The 17,970-nt window shown below is 61.7% G+C and carries 15 protein-coding genes; 6 read left to right on the plus strand and 9 right to left on the minus strand.

The window, feature by feature from the left end:
- Window positions 1–10: 10 nt before the first annotated feature.
- The 3 genes from ASR47_RS22770 to ASR47_RS22780 form a co-directional block, all read right to left on the minus strand.
- The gene (locus tag ASR47_RS22770) at window positions 11–460 is read right to left on the minus strand and encodes an HIT family protein (RefSeq protein ID WP_065310087.1); all 450 of its coding nucleotides are present in this window, start codon (window positions 458–460) and stop codon (window positions 11–13) included.
- Entirely contained in the window at window positions 460–4,500 is a 4,041-nt protein-coding gene (locus ASR47_RS22775) for a DUF3683 domain-containing protein (RefSeq protein ID WP_065310088.1), read from the minus strand. Before ASR47_RS22775 ends, ASR47_RS22770 begins: the two co-directional genes overlap by 1 nt.
- Window positions 4,501–4,769: 269 nt before the next feature.
- On the minus strand, window positions 4,770–5,261 hold the full coding sequence (locus tag ASR47_RS22780) for a YqaA family protein (RefSeq protein WP_065310089.1): 492 nt from the start codon (window positions 5,259–5,261) through the stop codon (window positions 4,770–4,772).
- A gap of 198 nt (window positions 5,262–5,459) precedes the next feature.
- On the opposite strand from ASR47_RS22780, the gene ilvA reads away from it, so the two are divergent.
- The 5 genes from ilvA (at window position 5,460) to rapZ (ending at window position 10,855) form a co-directional block, all read left to right on the plus strand.
- Entirely contained in the window at window positions 5,460–6,995 is a 1,536-nt protein-coding gene (ilvA, locus tag ASR47_RS22785; protein WP_065310090.1) for a threonine ammonia-lyase, biosynthetic, read from the plus strand.
- A gap of 89 nt (window positions 6,996–7,084) precedes the next feature.
- The gene (gene queF, locus ASR47_RS22790; protein ID WP_065310315.1) at window positions 7,085–7,927 is read left to right on the plus strand and encodes an NADPH-dependent 7-cyano-7-deazaguanine reductase QueF; all 843 of its coding nucleotides are present in this window, start codon (window positions 7,085–7,087) and stop codon (window positions 7,925–7,927) included.
- A 344-nt stretch (window positions 7,928–8,271) separates the two neighbouring features.
- Window positions 8,272–8,754 (plus strand): PTS sugar transporter subunit IIA, encoded by a 483-nt coding sequence (locus tag ASR47_RS22795; protein ID WP_065310091.1) that lies wholly within the window; start codon window positions 8,272–8,274, stop codon window positions 8,752–8,754.
- A 36-nt stretch (window positions 8,755–8,790) separates the two neighbouring features.
- Entirely contained in the window at window positions 8,791–9,726 is a 936-nt protein-coding gene (gene hprK, locus ASR47_RS22800; protein WP_034753337.1) for an HPr(Ser) kinase/phosphatase, read from the plus strand.
- A gap of 265 nt (window positions 9,727–9,991) precedes the next feature.
- Entirely contained in the window at window positions 9,992–10,855 is an 864-nt protein-coding gene (gene rapZ, locus ASR47_RS22805; protein WP_065310092.1) for an RNase adapter RapZ, read from the plus strand.
- 81 nt (window positions 10,856–10,936) lie between these two features.
- On the opposite strand, the gene hpf is transcribed toward rapZ, so the two are convergent.
- The 6 genes from hpf to ASR47_RS22835 form a co-directional block, all read right to left on the minus strand.
- Complete coding sequence (gene hpf, locus ASR47_RS22810) at window positions 10,937–11,296, minus strand: ribosome hibernation-promoting factor, HPF/YfiA family (protein WP_065310093.1); 360 nt, start codon at window positions 11,294–11,296, stop codon at window positions 10,937–10,939.
- Window positions 11,297–11,364: 68 nt separating this feature from the next.
- A complete protein-coding gene (locus tag ASR47_RS22815) occupies window positions 11,365–12,840 on the minus strand; it encodes an RNA polymerase factor sigma-54 (protein ID WP_065310094.1) in 1,476 nt (491 codons plus the stop codon).
- Window positions 12,841–12,844: 4 nt separating this feature from the next.
- Window positions 12,845–13,603, minus strand: coding sequence for an LPS export ABC transporter ATP-binding protein (gene lptB, locus ASR47_RS22820; protein WP_065310095.1), 759 nt, complete (start codon window positions 13,601–13,603; stop codon window positions 12,845–12,847).
- Window positions 13,603–14,193, minus strand: coding sequence for a lipopolysaccharide transport periplasmic protein LptA (lptA, locus tag ASR47_RS22825; protein WP_065310096.1), 591 nt, complete (start codon window positions 14,191–14,193; stop codon window positions 13,603–13,605). Before lptA ends, lptB begins: the two co-directional genes overlap by 1 nt.
- 20 nt (window positions 14,194–14,213) lie before the next feature.
- Window positions 14,214–14,819, minus strand: a complete 606-nt coding sequence (gene lptC / locus ASR47_RS22830; protein WP_065310097.1) for an LPS export ABC transporter periplasmic protein LptC — start codon at window positions 14,817–14,819, stop codon at window positions 14,214–14,216.
- Window positions 14,820–14,872: 53 nt separating this feature from the next.
- The gene (locus ASR47_RS22835; protein ID WP_082989119.1) at window positions 14,873–15,883 is read right to left on the minus strand and encodes a KpsF/GutQ family sugar-phosphate isomerase; all 1,011 of its coding nucleotides are present in this window, start codon (window positions 15,881–15,883) and stop codon (window positions 14,873–14,875) included.
- Between the two features lie 107 nt (window positions 15,884–15,990).
- Here ASR47_RS22835 and ASR47_RS22840 point away from each other — a divergent pair, with 107 nt between their 5' ends.
- Complete coding sequence (locus tag ASR47_RS22840; RefSeq protein ID WP_065310098.1) at window positions 15,991–17,970, plus strand: monovalent cation:proton antiporter family protein; 1,980 nt, start codon at window positions 15,991–15,993, stop codon at window positions 17,968–17,970.

Raw genomic sequence — 17,970 nt, forward strand, 5'->3', positions numbered from 1 at the left:
GCAGTCAAGGTCAAGCGGTCAAACGGTCGATAATGGCGGTGCGCAATGCCGGCAACAAGGCGCGGCGCGCGGCCAGCACTTCGGGTGGCGTACTGCGCTGGACCACGGCCCAGCTGGGGTTCGGGAAATGCGCGTCGTCCGGGTAGCGGGGAATCACGTGCCAGTGCACATGCGGCGTCATGTTGCCGAAGCTGGCTACATTCACCTTTTCCGGCTGCATCACTTCGCGCACGGCCAGCTCGACCTGCCACACCACTTCCATGACATAGTTGCGCTCGCCTGGCGTCAGGTCCGTCATTTCCTTGACGTGCTTGTTCCAGATCACGCGGCAAAAGCCCGGGTAGGACGGATCATCGACGGCCACCACCGACAGGCGCTCGCTGCGCCACAGCAAGGCGTCACCGCCCTGCTGCCGTGCGAAGCCGTCGAGCAAACTGCACAGGTCGCAAGGCGCGGACATTACACCAGCACCCGCTCGATGCCGCCATCGTTGGCGCGTTTCACGTAGTCCGGCATCCAGTTCTCTCCCAGCAAGTGTTTGGCGATCTCGACGACGATATAGTCGGCGGTGGTGCCCGAATCGTCATTGTAGCGCGACAGGCCTTGCAGGCAGGACGGGCAGCTGGTGAGGATTTTCACGTCGCCAGTGAAGCCGTCGCCGCGCAGCTTGTCGGCGCCCTTGACCATTTCTTCTTCCTTGCGGAAACGCACTTGCGTGGAAATGTCGGGGCGCGTGACGGCCAGCGAACCGGATTCGCCGCAGCAACGGTCGTTCTTCTCGATCTTCACGTTGTCCACCGTGCTGATCAGCGAATTGATGGTCTTGCCCGACTCCTGCAGCTTCATCGGATTGTGGCAAGGCTCGTGGTACATATAGCGCGTGCCGTTGACGCCTTCCAGCTTGACCTGTTTTTCCAGCAGGTATTCATGAATATCCATGATGCGGCAGCCCGGGAAAATTTTCTCGAACTGATAGGTTGCCAGCTGGTCGTAACAGGTGCCGCACGACACCAGCACCGTCTTGATGTCGAGGTAGTTGAGCGTGTTGGCCATGCGGTGGAACAGCACGCGGTTATCCGTCATCATCTTTTCGGCCTTGTCGAACTCGCCGGCGCCGCGTTGCGGATAACCGCAGCACAGGTAGCCAGGCGGCAAGACCGTCTGCACGCCCACTTCCCACAGCATCGCCTGCGTGGCCAGGCCCACTTGCGAGAACAAGCGTTCCGAACCGCAACCGGGGAAGTAGAACACGGCTTCCGTATCGGCCGTGGTGGTCTTCGGATTACGGATGATCGGAATGACTTTATCGTCCTCGATATCGAGCAGCGCGCGCGCGGTTTTCTTCGGCAGGTTGCCCGGCATCTTTTTATTGATGAAGTGGATCACCTGCGCCTTGACGGGCGGCTTGCCGGTCGATGGCGGCGGCGCCTTGGTCTGCTTTTTGGCAAATTTCTTCAGCAGGTCGTGGCCCAGGCGCTGCGCCTTGTAGCCCCAGCCGATCATGACCTGGCGCGTGGCGTTGATCGTCACCGGATCGGTGGCGTTCAGGAACAGCATGGTGGCCTTGGTGCCCGGGTTAAAACTTTTCTTTTCCATCTTGCGCAGCAAGTTGCGCATGTTCATCGACACGTCGCCGAAGTCGATATTCACCGGGCAAGGCGTGACGCATTTGTGGCAAACGGTGCAATGGTCGGCCACGTCCTCGAACTCTTCCCAATGCTTGATGGAAATGCCGCGCCGCGTCTGTTCCTCGTACAAAAACGCTTCGATCAGCGACGAGGTCGCCAAAATCTTGTCGCGCGGCGAGTACAGCAAGTTGGCGCGCGGCACGTGGGTCGAGCACACCGGTTTGCATTTGCCGCAGCGCAGGCAGTCCTTGACGCTGTCGGCAATGGCACCGATATCGCTTTGCTGCATGATCAGCGACTCGTGGCCCATCAGGCCGAACGATGGCGTATAGGCGTTGCGCAAGTCAGCGCCCATGCCCGGCAGGTTCAGCAGTTTGCCCTTGTTGAAGCGGCCTTCCGGATCGATGCGCAGTTTGTAGCTGCGGAAGTCACCAATCTCTTCTTCGGTCAAAAATTCCAGCTTGGTAATACCGATACCGTGTTCGCCGGAAATCACGCCGTTCAGCGAGCGGGCCAAAATCATGATGCGGCCCACGGCTTCGTGGGCGTCCTGCAGCATTTCGTAGTTGTCCGAGTTGACCGGCAAGTTGGTGTGCACATTGCCGTCGCCGGCATGCATGTGCAGCGCGACGAAGACGCGGCTGCGCAAAATGCGTGCGTGAATCGCGGTGGCTTCATCGAGGATCAGCTTGAAGGCGGCGCCGTTGAAGATCTGGCGCAGCTGGGCGCGGATTTCCTGCTTCCAGGTCACGCGCACGGTGCGGTCCTGCACCACATCGAACAGGGTCGCCTCAGGCTGGGTTTCCAGGCGCGCGTCGAACACGGGCAGCAGGCGCTCCATGCCCAGTTCGGCCAGTTCATGTTTCACGTCGGCCAGCGGGCGGTCCAGCTGGGCCAGCAGACAGGTCCAGCGGCTGGTGACCTGCGCCAGCAACTGCTGCGCCTGCTCGGCGCGATCGCCCAGCATTTCGGCGTCGTCGACGCGGTCGTCCGAAGCGTCGTCGCTCTTGCCGATCGGCAGGTTACCCTTGCCGAAGAACTCGGTCAGCGCCGCGGCCAGCTGCAGCTTGTTCTTGATCGACAGCTCGATATTGATGCGCTCGATGCCGTCCGTGTATTCGCCCATGCGGTTGAGCGGAATGACCACGTCTTCATTGATCTTGAAGGCGTTGGTGTGCTTGGCGATCGCGGCCGTACGGGCGCGGTCGAGCCAGAATTTCTTGCGCGCTTCCGGGCTGACGGCAACAAAACCTTCGCCGACGCGGGTGTTGGCGATCCGCACCACTTCCGAGGCCGCTTGCGCGACCGCGTTTTCATCGTCGCCGACGATGTCGCCGAACAGCGCCATCTTCGGCAGCACGCCGCGCTTCGACTTGGTGGCGTAGCCGACCGCGCGCAGATAGCGTTCGTCCAGGTGCTCCAGGCCCGCCAGGCGGATGGTCGTGTACTGCTCGCCCTTGGCCGGCAAGCCGTCGAGGTAGTCCTTGATTTCCACGATCGACGGAATCGCGTCGCGCGCCTGGCCGAAGAACTCCAGGCAGACGGTGCGGGCGAACTTCGGCATCTTGTGCAGGATCCAGCGGGCCGACGTGATCAGGCCGTCGCAACCTTCTTTCTGGATGCCTGGCAAGCCGGCCAGGAATTTGTCGGTGACGTCCTTGCCCAGGCCTTCCTTGCGGAATTTGCGACCGGGAATTTCCAGGATTTCCGTCTTGAATGGCGCGTTCGGTTTGGTGGCGTCGCGCGTGCTCGGGTGGCGCCATTCCAGCTGGAAGCGGGCCAGCGCGATATCGTGGATCTTGCCCAGGTTATGGTCCAGGCGCGTGACGTCGAGCCAGTCGCCGTTCGGGTCGACCATGCGCCACGAGGCCAGGTTGTCCAGCGCCGTGCCCCACAGCACGGCCTTCTTGCCGCCCGCATTCATGGCGACGTTGCCGCCGATACACGATGCATGCGCCGAGGTCGGATCGACCGCGAACACGAAACCAGCCTTCTCCGCCGCTTCCGAGACTTTATTGGTGATCACGCCGGCGCCCGAATAAATCGTCGCGTATTCGTGGGTCAATCCTGGCAACACCGTCATTTCGACCGCGCCCAGGTTGATCAGTTTTTCCGTATTGATCACGGCCGACATCGGCGTCAATGGAATCGCGCCGCCCGTGTAGCCGGTGCCGCCGCCGCGCGGGATGATGGTCAGCCCCAGCTCGATACAGCCCTTGACCAGGCCGGCCATTTCCTCTTCGGTGTCCGGGGTCAGCACCACGAACGGGTATTCCACGCGCCAGTCGGTGGCATCGGTCACGTGCGAGACGCGCGTCATGCCGTCGAAACGCACATTGTGTTTTTCCGTGTAGCGGCCCAGCACTTTTACCGTGCGCTTGCGCAGGTCATAGGTTTTGCGGAATTCGTCGCCAAAATCGGCCACCGCCTTGCTGGCAGCTTTCAGCAGCAGTTCGACATTGTGGCTGCGCGCCTGCGCCACTTCCGGCGATTCGCCCGAAGCGGCGACGTCGCCGCCGGCCGCGTCGATCGACAGGCGGCGCTTGTCGACTTCGGCCAGCCGGTGATGCAGGGCATCGATCAGGCCCTGGCGGCGCTTGGGGTTGTCGAGCAGGTCGTCCTGCAGGTAGGGATTGCGGCGCACCACCCAGATATCGCCGAGCACCTCATACAGCATGCGCGCCGAACGGCCCGTCTGGCGCGCGCCGCGCAGCTCGTCGAGCAGGCGCCACGAGTCCTCCCCCAACAGGCGTATCACGATCTCGCGATCGGAAAACGACGTGTAGTTATACGGGATTTCGCGCAGGCGGCTGGCTGCGGGACCATTGGGCGTTTCTGCCAATAAAGCTTGGATATGTGCGGGAGCGTTCATGGAGTATGGTGACGATGAGGACTGGACCCTAAAGGACCATTTTATCTTATTGCGCCGCACCATGCGGGAACAGCCTTAGCGCGCCTAAGGTTTAAGCAGCATGCCGGCAACAAAATCAAATACGGCAGAGTCTGCCTTTGAATGAATAAAAGTTCAATATCGGAGCATTTCTTGCTGAAAAATGCCAACTTTTATCAGCCGCTGCAAATTATCAGGCCGCCCAACAATGGGGCAAACCGGCGTTGCAAACCGCCCCACCTTGGCACGCATCAGGACAGCATCTGTCCAATCCGGTGCCATACGCCATCGGGTACATACAGCAGCAAGGTGGTCATGGTCAGATAGCGCGCGCACTTGCCGACCGCCATATAGGCCACGCTGGGCCAGAACGGCAGTTTCAGCCAGCCGGCCAGGGTGCACAGCGGATCGCCCACGCCGGGCAGCCATGCCAGCAGCATGGTCTTGGCGCCGTAACGGGCCAGCCAGCGGAACCAGCGCGTGTCGCGCTCCTTGGCGAACGCCTGCTTGGCCCGGTAGCCCATCCAGTAATCGACGGCGCCGCCCAGGGTATTGCCGACGGTGGCAACCGCAATGGCGGGCCAGAACAGGGCGGGGTTGGCCTTGATGACGGCGAACACGGCCGGCTCGGAGCCGAGCGGCAGCAAGGTAGCGGAAATAAAGCTGATCAGAAAGACCGATGTCAGCCCGACCTCCGGCGCCGCTATCAGTTGCAGCAGCCAGGTGATTGCGGATTCGATCATTGAACACTTCGGCATGGGCAAGGCTCTCCATTATAATGAAGAGCAGCTTGCGCGCCGCACGAACCGTGCGGACAGGCAAGGGCTCACCGGCCCGCAGTTCCAAGAGCATGCTTGCCGCCCCGCTATCCGCCCGGGCAAGGCATGCCGACGTACACGCTCCAGCGCACTTCCTGGCCCAGAATCACTCGCTTGCAGACTATGAACATCGACTACCTCAAGAAAATCCTGACCGCCCGCGTCTATGACGTTGCCTCCGAAACGCCGCTGGAACTGGCGCCGAACCTGTCACAGCGTATCGGCAACCAGATTTACTTCAAGCGCGAAGACATGCAAAGCGTGTTCAGCTTCAAGGTGCGCGGCGCCTACAACAAGATGGCCCACCTGAGCGAAGCGCAACTGAAGCGCGGCGTCATCTGCGCCTCGGCCGGCAACCATGCGCAAGGTGTGGCGCTGTCGGCCGCCCGCATGGGCTGCCGCGCCGTCATCGTCATGCCGACCACCACGCCCCCCGTCAAGATCGACGCTGTCAAGGCGCGCGGCGGCAGCAGCGTGGAAATCGTGCTGCATGGCGATTCGTATACCGACGCCTACAACCACGCTCTGACCCTGGAACAGGAACAGAAGCTGACGTTCGTGCACCCGTTCGACGACCCGGACGTGATCGCCGGCCAGGGCACCATCGGCATGGAAATCCTGCGCCAGCACGCCGGCCCGATCCACGCCATTTTCATCGCCATCGGCGGCGGCGGCCTGATCGCCGGCGTGGCGGCCTATGTGAAACAGATACGCCCGGACATCAAGATCATCGGCGTGCAGACGGTCGACTCCGACGCCATGGCGCGCTCGCTCAAGGCCAAGGAACGCGTGACCCTGCCCGACGTCGGCCTGTTCTCCGACGGCACGGCGGTGCGCCTGGTGGGCGAGGAAACCTTCCGCCTGGCCCAGCAATACGTGGATGAAGTCATCATCGTCGACACCGACGCCATCTGCGCCGCCATCAAGGATGTATTTACCGATACGCGCTCGATCCTGGAGCCGGCCGGCGCGCTGGCGATTGCCGGCGCCAAGGCCTATGTGGAACGCGCCAGCCTGAGCAAGCACCCCATCGTCAACCAGACCCTGGTGACGATTGCCTGCGGCGCCAACATGAATTTCGACCGCCTGCGCTTTGTTGCCGAACGGGCCGAGCTGGGCGAATTCCGCGAAGCCGTGTTTGCCGTCACGATGCGCGAGCAGCGCGGCAGCTTCAAGCGTTTCTGCTCGCTGATCGGCGCGCGCAACGTGACCGAATTCAATTACCGCATCAGCGACGAAAAAGACGCCCATGTGTTTGTCGGCATCCAGATCGCCGACCGCCATGAGTCCGGCGCCATGGCCAAGCGTTTCGAAGAACACGACTTCCGCACCCTGGACCTGACGCACGACGAGCTGGCCAAGTCGCATATCCGCCACCTGGTGGGCGGCAAGAGCCGGCTGGCGCAGGACGAGCTGCTGTACCGCTTCGAGTTCCCGGAACGCCCGGGCGCGCTGATGCGCTTCCTCGACAGCATGGCGCCGAACTGGAATATTTCATTGTGTCACTACCGCAGCCAGGGCGGCGATGTGGGCCGCATCCTGGTCGGCCTGCAGGTGCCGCCAGATGAGATGGTCGAGTTCGGGCGTTTCCTCGATACGCTGGGGTACCGGTATTGGGATGAGACGAGTAATCCGGTGTATAAATTGTTCCTGGGATAAACTTATCCCTTCCCCGGCAGGCAGGCTCGACACTCGCCGCCGGGGGATTTAGGCTACCATTCGTGCTTGACCGAATGGACGCCATCATCATGACCACTACCAACGACCTCGCCGAACTATCCCCCCTGGGCAAGAGCTCGGCCTACCGCAGCGACTACGCGCCGGAACTGCTGTTTCCGATTCCGCGCCAGGGCAAGCGCGACGAGCTGGAACTGCGCGGCACCCTGCCCTTCTTTGGCCTCGATATCTGGAACGCCTACGAATTGTCGTGGCTGAACCAGCGCGGCAAGCCGCACGTGGCCGTGGCCAAGGTCAGCGCGCCGGCCGACTCGCCCAATATCATCGAATCGAAGTCGTTCAAGCTCTACCTGAACTCGTTCAACCAGACCAAACTGGACAGCCCGCAAGCGCTGCTGGCCCTGCTGAAACAGGATCTGTCGAACGGCTTTGGCGCGCCGGTGCAGGTGGAACTGACCTTGCAGGAAGACTTCGGCAAACTCAAGATGGGCGAATTCGACGGCGTGCTGCTCGACCGCCTCGACCTGGACATCACCGACTACACGCCGTCGCCGCAGTTGCTGAAGGCGGCGCTGGACGAAGCGCCGGTGGAAGAAAAACTGGTGTCGCACCTGCTCAAATCGAATTGCCTGGTCACCGGCCAGCCGGACTGGGGCAGCGTGCAGATCGAGTATGCGGGGCCGCAGATCGACCAGGAAAGCCTGCTGCGCTACCTGATCGGTTTCCGCGAACATAATGAATTCCACGAGCAGTGCGTCGAACGCATCTTTGTCGACATTTTGCGCCAGTGCAAGCCGCAAAAATTGTCGGTCTACGCGCGCTACACGCGCCGCGGCGGCCTCGATATCAATCCCTGGCGCAGCAACTTCAGCACCGGACACATGCCCGGCAACCTGCGCAACGCGCGCCAATAAGTACTGGTCATGGCCGCAGGATGGGCGCAGAATGATGCTGTTCGGAACGCTGGCTGTGTTTTAAAACAACGCCAGCGCGCTTGAAGCAGGCAACACAAAACGCTGAAAAATCGGAAAATCGGCGATCGGCGACGGAAAAACCGGCAGGAGTTTGGTTTTCAATCAAGAAATAGCTAATTCCCTTCGGGGTTATTTTTTTGATAAAATGCTTGCTTGTCCCGCCAGAGTGACTACTGCGCCGGCAGCGAGCTTATACTGTTGAGAATTGGCGTTACAGGCCACTCAAACAGGCCTATAATTCGGCTCGCAAGCCCTCTGCGCATTGCACCATTTCATTGAGTGTCATGACTAATCTTAGCAAAATATTATCCCTCGAAAACGTCCTGCTGGACCTGGAAGTCTCCAGCAAAAAGCGCGCTTTCGAGCAAGCCGGCCTGATCTTCGAAAACAACTACGGCATCGCCCGCTCCACCGTGTCGGACAATCTGTTCGCCCGCGAGCGCCTGGGTTCGACCGGCCTCGGCCATGGCGTGGCCGTGCCGCACGGCCGCATCAAGGGCGCCAAGACCCTGAAAGCGCCACTGGGCGCCTTTGTGCGCCTGGCCGAGCCGATTCCGTTCGAGTCGCCCGACGGCAAGCCGGTCAGCCTGTTGTTTTTCCTGCTGATCCCCGATCATGTGACCCAGCAACACTTGGAAATCCTGTCGGAAATCGCCGAGATGTTTTCGGACGACGCTTTCCGCACGGCGCTGGCCACCGATCCGGACCCGAAATCAGTGCATTCGCGCATCGTTAATTGGCAACCCAGCCTGCAAGCGGCGGGTTAAACTTCAGGTATCGATCCACTCCTGAAGAAAACTGCCATGTTGCAAACGCCGCTGACGATACAACGCCTGTACGACGACAATCGCGAAAGTCTGCAACTGGGCTGGTTCGCCGGCTTTCCCGGCGGCGAGCGCCTGATCTCGGGCGACGTCTCGTCGGCCGCCGACCAGGTCGGCCATTTGAACCTGATCCACCCGGGCCGCATCCAGGTCTTTGGCCACCAGGAAATCAATTACTACCAGCGCCTGAAGGTCAATACGCGCACCCACGTGATCGGCGAGCTGATCGCGGGCGGCCCACCGGCGCTGATCATTGCGCAAGGGCTGGAAACGCCGCCCGACATCCTCGCCATCTGCGACGAGCAGAATATCCCCCTGTTTTCCACGCCGCTGCCGGCCGCCCAGGTGATCGACTTCCTGCGCGTCTACCTGTCGAAAAAACTGGCGCAGCGTATCATCATGCATGGCGTATTCATGGATGTGCTGGGCGTGGGCGTGCTGATCACGGGCGACTCGGGCCTGGGCAAGAGCGAGCTGGGCCTGGAACTGATTTCGCGCAGCCACGGCCTGGTGGCCGACGACGCCGTCGAGTTCTCGCGCATCGCCCCCAACATGATCGAAGGGCGCTGCCCGCCTCTGCTGCAGAACCTGCTTGAAGTACGCGGCCTGGGCCTGCTCGACATCAAGGCCATCTTTGGCGAAACGGCCGTGCGCCGCAAGATGCGGCTGAAACTGATCGTGCACCTGGTGCGCCGCAACGCGCTGGAAGAAGAAGTCGAGCGCCTGCCTTTTTTGTTCCCCACTGAAGACGTGCTGGGCCTGCCCGTGCGCAAGGTCGTCATTCCGGTCGCCGCCGGCCGCAATATCGCGGTGCTGCTCGAAGCGGCCGTGCGCAATACCATCTTGCAACTGCGCGGGATTGATACCTTGCAGGAGTTCATGGAGCGCCAGAGGTTGGCAATGAGCGGGGACTAGCCTGCAGTGAAGTTCGCCCTTGCAAGGGCGAACCGTTACGCAGGCACGAAGCGATGCTTCCTGCATTCCCTGCTGCACCAACGATTGGCCATGAGCGGCGGCCAAGGCCGGGGTCAGCCCCCCACGACCGTCAGCTCAAGCCTCCGAGCGAGCGGCATTGATGGTCTGACCCCAGCTTTGTCCAACCAGCACCACAATCAGTTGCAATAAATTGTAAAAAATTTGCCTCGGCGCAGAGCTGCGGTCTTTATTGTATGATTGCCGCATGCATATCATCCTTATTACCGGTATATCCGGCTCCGGAAAATCCGTGGCACTCAAGGTGCTGGAAGATACAGGCTACTACTGTGTCGACAACCTGCCGCCGGCCTTGTTGCCGAGTTTGGTACAAACCTTGCTGCAGGAAGGCACCAGCCGCCTGGGCGTGGCCGTCGATGCGCGCAGTGCCGAGTCGCTGGTCAACCTGCCGCACAATGTGGCGCTGCTGCGCGACCAGGGGCATGATGTCAAGGTCATGTTCCTGACAGCGACCACGCACTCGCTGGTGGCGCGCTTTTCGGAAACGCGGCGCAGCCATCCGCTGTCGCATGAGTTGCGCCCTGACCAGAATCCGGCCAGCCGCCGCACCCTGATCGAATGCATTTCGGAAGAGCGCGAACGGCTGTCGGCCATCGAACAGCTGGGCCATGTGATCGACACCTCGGACTTGCGCGCCAACAAGCTGCGCGAATGGATCAAGGATATCCTCGCCTCCGAACGGGCGCCGCTGACGCTGTTCTTCGAGTCGTTTGCCTTCAAGCTGGGGGTGCCGCTGGACGCCGACTTCGTGTTCGACGTGCGGGCCCTGCCCAATCCGTATTACGACCTGGCATTGCGGCCACTCGATGGCCGCGACGCGCCCGTGATCGCCTTCCTCGATGCCCAGCCGGCGGCGCTGGAACTGTTTGCCGATATCCGTAATTTCGTGGAAAAATGGTTGCCTTCGTTCAAGGCCGATAACCGCAGCTACCTGACGGTGGCGCTCGGCTGCACGGGAGGACAGCACCGTTCGGTGTATATGGCCGAACACCTGGCGCAGTATTTCGCCGACCAGGAGCGGGTCGTGCTGCGCCACCGCGAACGCAACTAGCGAAAAAAAGACGCAAAAAAGGGCGCGAGGTTATGAAAACAGCGCGCCCTTAGTTGATCACAACAAGCTGGAGCGGCAGGCCTAGACGGCGGCGGCTTCTTCAGGCGTGTTGTCTGGCAGATGCTTGATCGCCTCTTTACCGTGCCCTTGCACTTTGGTTTTGTATTTCATCACTTGCCGGTCCAGCTTGTCGATCAGGCTGTCGATCGCGGCATACAGGTCTTGCGCCAGGCTCTCGACGTAGACGGTCTTGCCGCTCAGTCGCAGATTCACTTCGGCCTTCTGGCGTTTTTCTTTCTCTTTGAGGTTGTCGACGGTCAGAATCACGGCGATATCGATGACGTGATCGAAATGGCGTTTCACGCGCTCCAGTTTGGTTTGTACGTATTCACGGATGGCTGGTGTCACTTCGAGATGATGTCCGCTGATGGTGAGATTCATACACACTCCTAAAGATGATCGGGTTCGTGCGGTGTCCATCGATCCGGCCCGCAGAGGAACCGAAAAAACTACAAAGACTTACGCAGACTCACTGGCGGTATTTTCAACGCTTCCCGGTATTTGGCAACAGTACGTCGCGCAATCACCATGCCTTGTTCCCCCAGCATGTCCGCAATCTTACTGTCGGATAAAGGATTTTTAGGGTTCTCTGCTCCTGTCAATTGCACGATCAAGGCCCGTATCGCCGTCGATGATGCTTCCCCACCTGCTTCGGTGGCGACGTGGCTGCCAAAGAAATACTTCAACTCAAACATTCCATGCGGGGTCAGCATGTACTTTTGGGTTGTTACCCGGGAGATAGTACTCTCGTGTAAACCCAGTGTATCAGCTATTTCGCGAAGCACAAGTGGCCGCATGGCAACTGCGCCGTGCGAGAAAAAATCCTTTTGCCGTTCTACTATCGCCTGCGCCACGCGCAGGATGGTGTCGAAGCGCTGGCGCATATTCTTGATCAGCCATTTGGCTTCCTGCAACTGCGCGCCCATGCCGCCCTCGCCCTTGCCCTGCTTGAGCAGGTTGGCGTACATGGCGTTGACGCGCAGGCGCGGCATCACGTCATTGTTGAGCGAAACCTGCCAGCCGTTGCGTGCGCGCTTGACCACCACGTCCGGCACCACATAGTCGGACACGTCGGAAGCGAACACGGCGCCCGGATGCGGATTGCACAGGCGAATCACCGTCTGCGCTTCGCGCAGATCCTCGTCGTCGCAATCGAGGGCTTTTTTCAGCTTGTTGAAGTCGCGCTGGGCAAACCAGGCCAGGTGTTTTTCAACGATGGTCAGGGCCATGCGGCGCGTCACCCGCGCCACCTGCGGCAGGCGTTTGATCTGCAGCGCCAGGCACTCGGACGCATTGCGCGCGCCCACGCCGGCCGGATCGAAACTTTGCAGCAGCGCCAGCGCCGTGCGCATCTCGTCGGCGTCGACTTCGAGTTCTTCGGGCAGGCGCGCCAAAATGTCGTCGAGCGGCTCTTCCAGGTAGCCGTTGTCGTCGAGCGCATCGATGATCAGTTCGACCAGCGCGCGGTCGCGCAGCTCGAGCACCGTCACGCGCATCTGTTCCATCAGGTGCTCGCGCAAGGTGCAGTGATGGGCCTCCAATTGCGGCCGGGAATCCTCGTCATCGGGCGCCTTGCCACGGCTGGCCTCGCTCCAGTCGCTGTCGCCCTCGGGCGCGGCCGTGCTCTCGCCAGCGTCGCCGTCAAAACTCTCCGCTTCGGCCGCCGGCGCCGGCGCTTCCTGGCCCGGTGGCGCCGGTGGCGCTTCCGCCGGCGCCGCGGTCGAACTCAAGGCGCCATCGGACAGCAGGCGCAAGGAACGGTCAAGCGGATCGTCGAGGCGTTCCAGCAAGGGATTATCGGTCAGCAATTGCTCCAGCTCCTGGTGCAATTCCAGCGTGGACAATTGCAACAGCCGTATCGATTGCTGTAATTGCGGCGTCAGTGCCAGGTGCTGCGAGGTGCGCAGCTGCAGTGATTGTTTCATCGGCTTACATGCGGAAGTGTTCGCCCAGATAGACCCGGCGTACCGACTCGTTGGCGATGATGTCGTCGGGCCGGCCCGACGCCAGCACCGAGCCCTGGTTGATGATGTAGGCGCGGTCGCAGATGCCCAGCGTTTCGCGCACATTATGGTCCGTGATCAGCACGCCGATATTGCGTTCCTTCAAAAACCGCACGATGCGCTGGATTTCGATTACGGCGATCGGGTCGACGCCGGCGAACGGCTCGTCGAGCAGCACGAAGCGCGGATCGGTGGCCAGCGCGCGCGCAATTTCCACGCGGCGGCGCTCGCCGCCCGACAGCGACAGCGCCTGGTTTTCGCGCAGCTTTTCAATCTGCAGGTCGGCCAGCAATTTGTCGAGCCGCTCCTCGATCTCGGGCTTTTTCAGAGCCCGGCCGTCGACCGTCTGGATTTCCAGCACGGCGCGGATATTGTCCTCCACCGTCAGCTTGCGAAACACCGATGCTTCCTGCGGCAGGTAGGACAGGCCCATCTGCGCGCGGCGGTGGATCGGCAGGCTGGAAATATCGACGCCGCTGATGTCGATGGTGCCGCCGTCGGACGGCACCAGGCCGACGATCATGTAGAACGAGGTGGTCTTGCCGGCGCCGTTCGGCCCCAGGAGGCCCACCACTTCGCCGCATTCGACTTGCAGCGACACATCATGCACCACCTGCCGCTTGCCATAGGTTTTCTGCAGTCCCCGCACGATCAGGGTGCTGCCGCAACGTTCATTCTTGTTCATTATTTCTTTCCTGACGTCGGCACCGGCGCGGGCGCGGCGGGCGTTTTGTCCGCCGCCGGCTTGTTCTTCGGCTGGATCACCATGCGCACGCTGCCGGCGCCGGGGGAACTGGTGCCACTGTCGCTGTTTTCCATATTGAACAATTCGTTGCGGCTGTCATAGGAAATAAAGGCGCCATTGGCCACGTCGGTCGGCTTGGTGCCTTGCAGGCGCGTCAGCTTGGCCTTGGAAAACAGTTTCACCACTTCCGTCTTGTTGTTGTATTCGACCCGTTCCGCTTCGCCCTCGACCCACAGGTCGCCCTCGCCGTCGCGCTTCTGGCGGAAGGTGGCCAGCTTGCCAGGATCGCCCCAGAAGGTGATGAACTGGTAGCCCTGCGGATCTTCCGTGATCAGGGCGCGGCCCGCCTTCATGGTCAGGGTGCCCTTGACCAGCACCACGTCGCCGGTCAGGGTGCGGATCTGCTTGATGTCATCGACCTGGCCGCGCTGGGCGGTGATGACGGCTTCTTTTTCCGAGTCGGCCTTTTCGGCATGGGCAGTGCCCATGACGGCCAGGGAAAACAGGCTGAGCAGCAATACTTTTTTCATGTTGTTTTGGTCCTCTTTATTTATTTGGCCGGCGCGGCTTTGCGCGGCGGAATCACGATGCGCACCGAGTTCGGCACTTCCACCACGCTGGAGGCATTGTTGGCCTTCAGGCCCACGCCGGTCACGTGTGAACGCCCCGACAGCAGGTCGACCGGCACGGCCGACTCCATCCGCTCTTCGTCGGGGAAAATCGTCAGCGCCTCGGTTTTCAGCGTCATGTTCTGCGTCGTCGGGCCGGCCACGCGATCGATCACGACATTGCGCGACAATTGCAGCCGCGTATTGTTCTGGTCGATATGGGCCAGCTCCGCCGTCATGTTCAACGGCGGCACGCCAGGGCTGATCTTGCGCACGAAAGGCTGGTCGATATCGGACGAATCGTCGGCCGGGTAATGCGTGAGCTTGGCGCCGGAAACGATGTAGCTGGGCTTGCCCTCCAGGTCCATGCGCACCAGGCTGAAATTGGTGACGAAATAATCGGGTTCATCCAGTTTCTTGGCGGCATTGACGTCCAGGCTGCCCTTGTTCATCACTTCGAGCAGCCAGAAGCTGCCCAGCGCCACCGCAACGGCGCCCAGCACGGTAAAGATCATGCGCCAGCGATGGGCGCCTTCTGGCTTACGCATAGTGTTTCACTCTCAAAAAATATGTCCGCTGACCACCGCCAGGTCGCCCGGCATCAGATGACCTTGGCCTGCGTCAGGTCATGGATATGCAGGGCGCCGACCAGCTTGCCATCAAGGTCAACCACCAGCATCTGGTTGATGCGGTGCTGTTCCATCACGGCTACCGCGTCGACGGCCAGGCGTTCGGGCGCGATGCCGCGCGGGCTGGCATGCATGACGTCGCGGATCGCCACCTGCGTGAAATCCTGCACGCGCTCGAACATGCGGCGCAGGTCGCCATCGGTAAATACGCCCACCGGACGGTCATCCGCATCGACGACGGCCGTCATGCCCATGCCCTTCTTCGTCATTTCTTCCAGCGCCTGCAGCAGCGTGGCGTCCACCGGCACCTTCGGCACCCGCTCGCCGCTGCGCATCACGTCATGCACGTGCGTGAGCAGGCGGCGGCCCAGCGCGCCACCGGGATGCGAACGGGCAAAATCTTCTTCCTTGAAACCGCGCAAGTCCAGCAGCGCCACGGCCAGCGCGTCACCGAGCGCCAGGGTGACGGTGGTGCTGGCGGTCGGCGCCAGGTTCAGCGGGCACGCTTCTTTTTCCACCGAGATATCGAGGTGGACATCGGCCAGTTGCGCCAGGCTCGATTGCGGTTTGCCCGTCATGGCAATCAGCACGCCGCCCATGCGCTTGACGACCGGCATGATGGCCATCAGTTCGGCCGATTCGCCCGAGTACGAAATGGCGATAAAGGCGTCGTCCGAGGTGACCATGCCCAGGTCGCCATGGGCCGCCTCGGCCGGATGCACGAACATCGCCGGCGTGCCGGTCGAGGCCAGGGTGGCGGCGATCTTGCGCGCGATATGGCCGGACTTGCCGATGCCGGACACCACCACGCGGCCCTTGCAGTCGAGCAGCAGGGCCACGGCGCGGCCCACGCTGTCGTCGGTGGCCAGGCGCGCGTGCAGCGCCACGATGGCGTCCGCCTCGATCTGCAAGGTGGTGCGGGCCAGCGCCACGGCGCGCTCGCTTGTCGCTTTCATGTCACTTCGATCAAAAGCTTTCTGCATTGTTTTTTCATGGGTTACACTCATGCCCAAAGTATAAACGAATTAGGAAAGCAAAAAACTTGCCAGTCACAACAAAAAACGATTTCCACTGACCACCCGGGCAACCCATGTTTTCCTCGTTAGAACTGACCCTGATGTTACTCGGCAGCGCCGTGCTTGGCGTGGTTGCTTTCAGAATGTTGCACTTGCCGCCCATGCTCGGCTACCTGGCCGTCGGCATCGTCATCGGCCCGCATGCGCTGGGCCTGGCCGCCGAGAATGAAGCGAGCCATACCCTGGCCGAATTCGGCGTCGTCTTCCTGATGTTTTCCATCGGGCTCGAGTTTTCCCTGCCCAAGTTTCTGGCCATGCGGCGCATTGTGTTCGGCCTCGGCATGGCGCAGGTGGTCACCACCATCGTTGCCACCGTCGTCTTCGGCTGGTTCGTCGGGCGCTACCTGTCGGCCTATTTTCACCTGAGCTGGCAGGCCGCGTTTGCGCTCGGCGGGGCGCTGGCCATGTCGTCGACGGCCATCGTGTCAAAAATGCTGACAGAACGGCTCGAACTCGAAAGCGAACACGGCCGCAAGATCATCGGCATTTTGCTGTTCCAGGACCTGGCCGTGGTGCCGCTGCTGATCCTGATTCCGGCGCTGACAAAAGATTCGGACAACCTGGCCGAGACGCTGGCCTGGGCCGGCGCCAAGGCGGTGGTGGTGCTGATCCTGCTGCTGTTCCTGGGACAAAAAATGGTGCGCGGCTGGCTCACCATCGTCGCCAAGCGCCGCTCGCAGGAACTGTTCATGCTCAACCTGCTGCTCATCACTCTCGGCGCGGCCTGGATCACCGAGCGCGCCGGCCTGTCGCTGGCCCTGGGCGCTTTCGTGGCCGGCATGCTTATTTCCGAGACCGAATTCAAGCACCAGGTGGAAGAGGATATCAAACCTTTCCGCGACGTGCTGCTGGGCCTGTTTTTCATCACGGTCGGCATGCTGCTCAATATCCGCGTGGTGCTGGACAACTGGTGGCTGGTATTGCTGCTGCTGTGCGCGCCCGTGCTGCTCAAATTCGCCCTCATCGCCGGCCTGGCCAGGCTGTTCGGCGCCTCCAACGGCGTGGCCCTGCGCACCGGGCTGGGGCTGGCGCAGGCCGGTGAATTCGGCTTCGTGCTGCTGAACCTGGCCGGCGGCATCAAATTGATGGACCCGTTCGTGGTGCAGGTGGTGCTGGCGGCGATGGTGCTGTCGATGCTGATCGCGCCCTTGCTGATCGCCAAATCGGACGCCATCGTCATGAAGCTGGCCGCCAACGACTGGATGATGCAGTCGCTGGCGCTGACGAAAATTGCCACGCGCACCATGGCGGCGCAGAAACACGTGCTGATCGCCGGTTTCGGGCGCAGCGGGCAAAGCCTGGCGACCTTGCTGACCGAAGAAAAGATCGAATACCACGCGCTGGACCTGGACCCGGAGCGGGTGCAGGAAGCGCAGCTGGCGGGCGCCCATGTGTCGTATGGCGACGCCGGGCGGCGCGAAAGCCTGGTGGCGGCCGGCATTTACCGCGCCAGCGCCGTCGTGATTACCTATGCCAATACGCCGGCGGCCCTGCGCCTGCTGCATCTGGTCAATGAACTGGCGCCGACCTTGCCCGTCATCGTGCGCAGCTACGACGACAGCGACCTGGACCTGCTGCGCGACGCAGGCGCCACCGAAGTGGTGCCGGAACTGATGGAAGGCAGCCTGATGCTGGCGTCACACGCGCTGATCATGATGGGCGTGCCGCTGCGCCGCGTGGTGCACCGGGTGCAGGCGGCGCGCGAGGAGCGCTATGCCTCGCTGCGCGGCTATTTCCATGGCGCCAGCGACGCCGGCGACGACGCCGAGCTCGAACGCCTGCATTCGGTCACCGTCGGCGACGGCGCGCGCTGCATCGGCGCCGCCCTCGGCAGCATCGACATGGAGGCCTGCGGCGCCGCCATCGCCACCATCCGCCGCGGCCGCAGCCGGCTGGCCATCACGCCAGAGACGCAGCTGGCCAGCGGCGACGTGGTGGTGCTGCGCGGCAGCGCCGACGCGGTGGCGAAAGCGGAAACGCTGCTGGCGAAGTAA

The sequence above is a fragment of the Janthinobacterium psychrotolerans genome, from assembly GCF_001677885.1.
In the GTDB taxonomy this organism is placed as follows: Bacteria; Pseudomonadota; Gammaproteobacteria; order Burkholderiales; family Burkholderiaceae_D; genus Janthinobacterium; species Janthinobacterium psychrotolerans.

Coding starts and splice junctions, on each gene's coding strand:
- ASR47_RS22835 (WP_082989119.1), bottom strand. CDS start 15,883: ATGCAGAAAGCTTTTGATCGAAGTGACATGAAAGCGACAAGCGAGCGC.
- lptC (WP_065310097.1), bottom strand. CDS start 14,819: ATGCGTAAGCCAGAAGGCGCCCATCGCTGGCGCATGATCTTTACCGTG.
- ASR47_RS22780 (WP_065310089.1), bottom strand. CDS start 5,261: ATGATCGAATCCGCAATCACCTGGCTGCTGCAACTGATAGCGGCGCCG.
- lptB (WP_065310095.1), bottom strand. CDS start 13,603: ATGAACAAGAATGAACGTTGCGGCAGCACCCTGATCGTGCGGGGACTG.
- ilvA (WP_065310090.1), top strand. CDS start 5,460: ATGAACATCGACTACCTCAAGAAAATCCTGACCGCCCGCGTCTATGAC.
- rapZ (WP_065310092.1), top strand. CDS start 9,992: ATGCATATCATCCTTATTACCGGTATATCCGGCTCCGGAAAATCCGTG.
- hpf (WP_065310093.1), bottom strand. CDS start 11,296: ATGAATCTCACCATCAGCGGACATCATCTCGAAGTGACACCAGCCATC.
- ASR47_RS22775 (WP_065310088.1), bottom strand. CDS start 4,500: ATGAACGCTCCCGCACATATCCAAGCTTTATTGGCAGAAACGCCCAAT.
- ASR47_RS22815 (WP_065310094.1), bottom strand. CDS start 12,840: ATGAAACAATCACTGCAGCTGCGCACCTCGCAGCACCTGGCACTGACG.
- ASR47_RS22840 (WP_065310098.1), top strand. CDS start 15,991: ATGTTTTCCTCGTTAGAACTGACCCTGATGTTACTCGGCAGCGCCGTG.
- queF (WP_065310315.1), top strand. CDS start 7,085: ATGACCACTACCAACGACCTCGCCGAACTATCCCCCCTGGGCAAGAGC.
- lptA (WP_065310096.1), bottom strand. CDS start 14,193: ATGAAAAAAGTATTGCTGCTCAGCCTGTTTTCCCTGGCCGTCATGGGC.
- ASR47_RS22770 (WP_065310087.1), bottom strand. CDS start 460: ATGTCCGCGCCTTGCGACCTGTGCAGTTTGCTCGACGGCTTCGCACGG.
- ASR47_RS22795 (WP_065310091.1), top strand. CDS start 8,272: ATGACTAATCTTAGCAAAATATTATCCCTCGAAAACGTCCTGCTGGAC.
- hprK (WP_034753337.1), top strand. CDS start 8,791: ATGTTGCAAACGCCGCTGACGATACAACGCCTGTACGACGACAATCGC.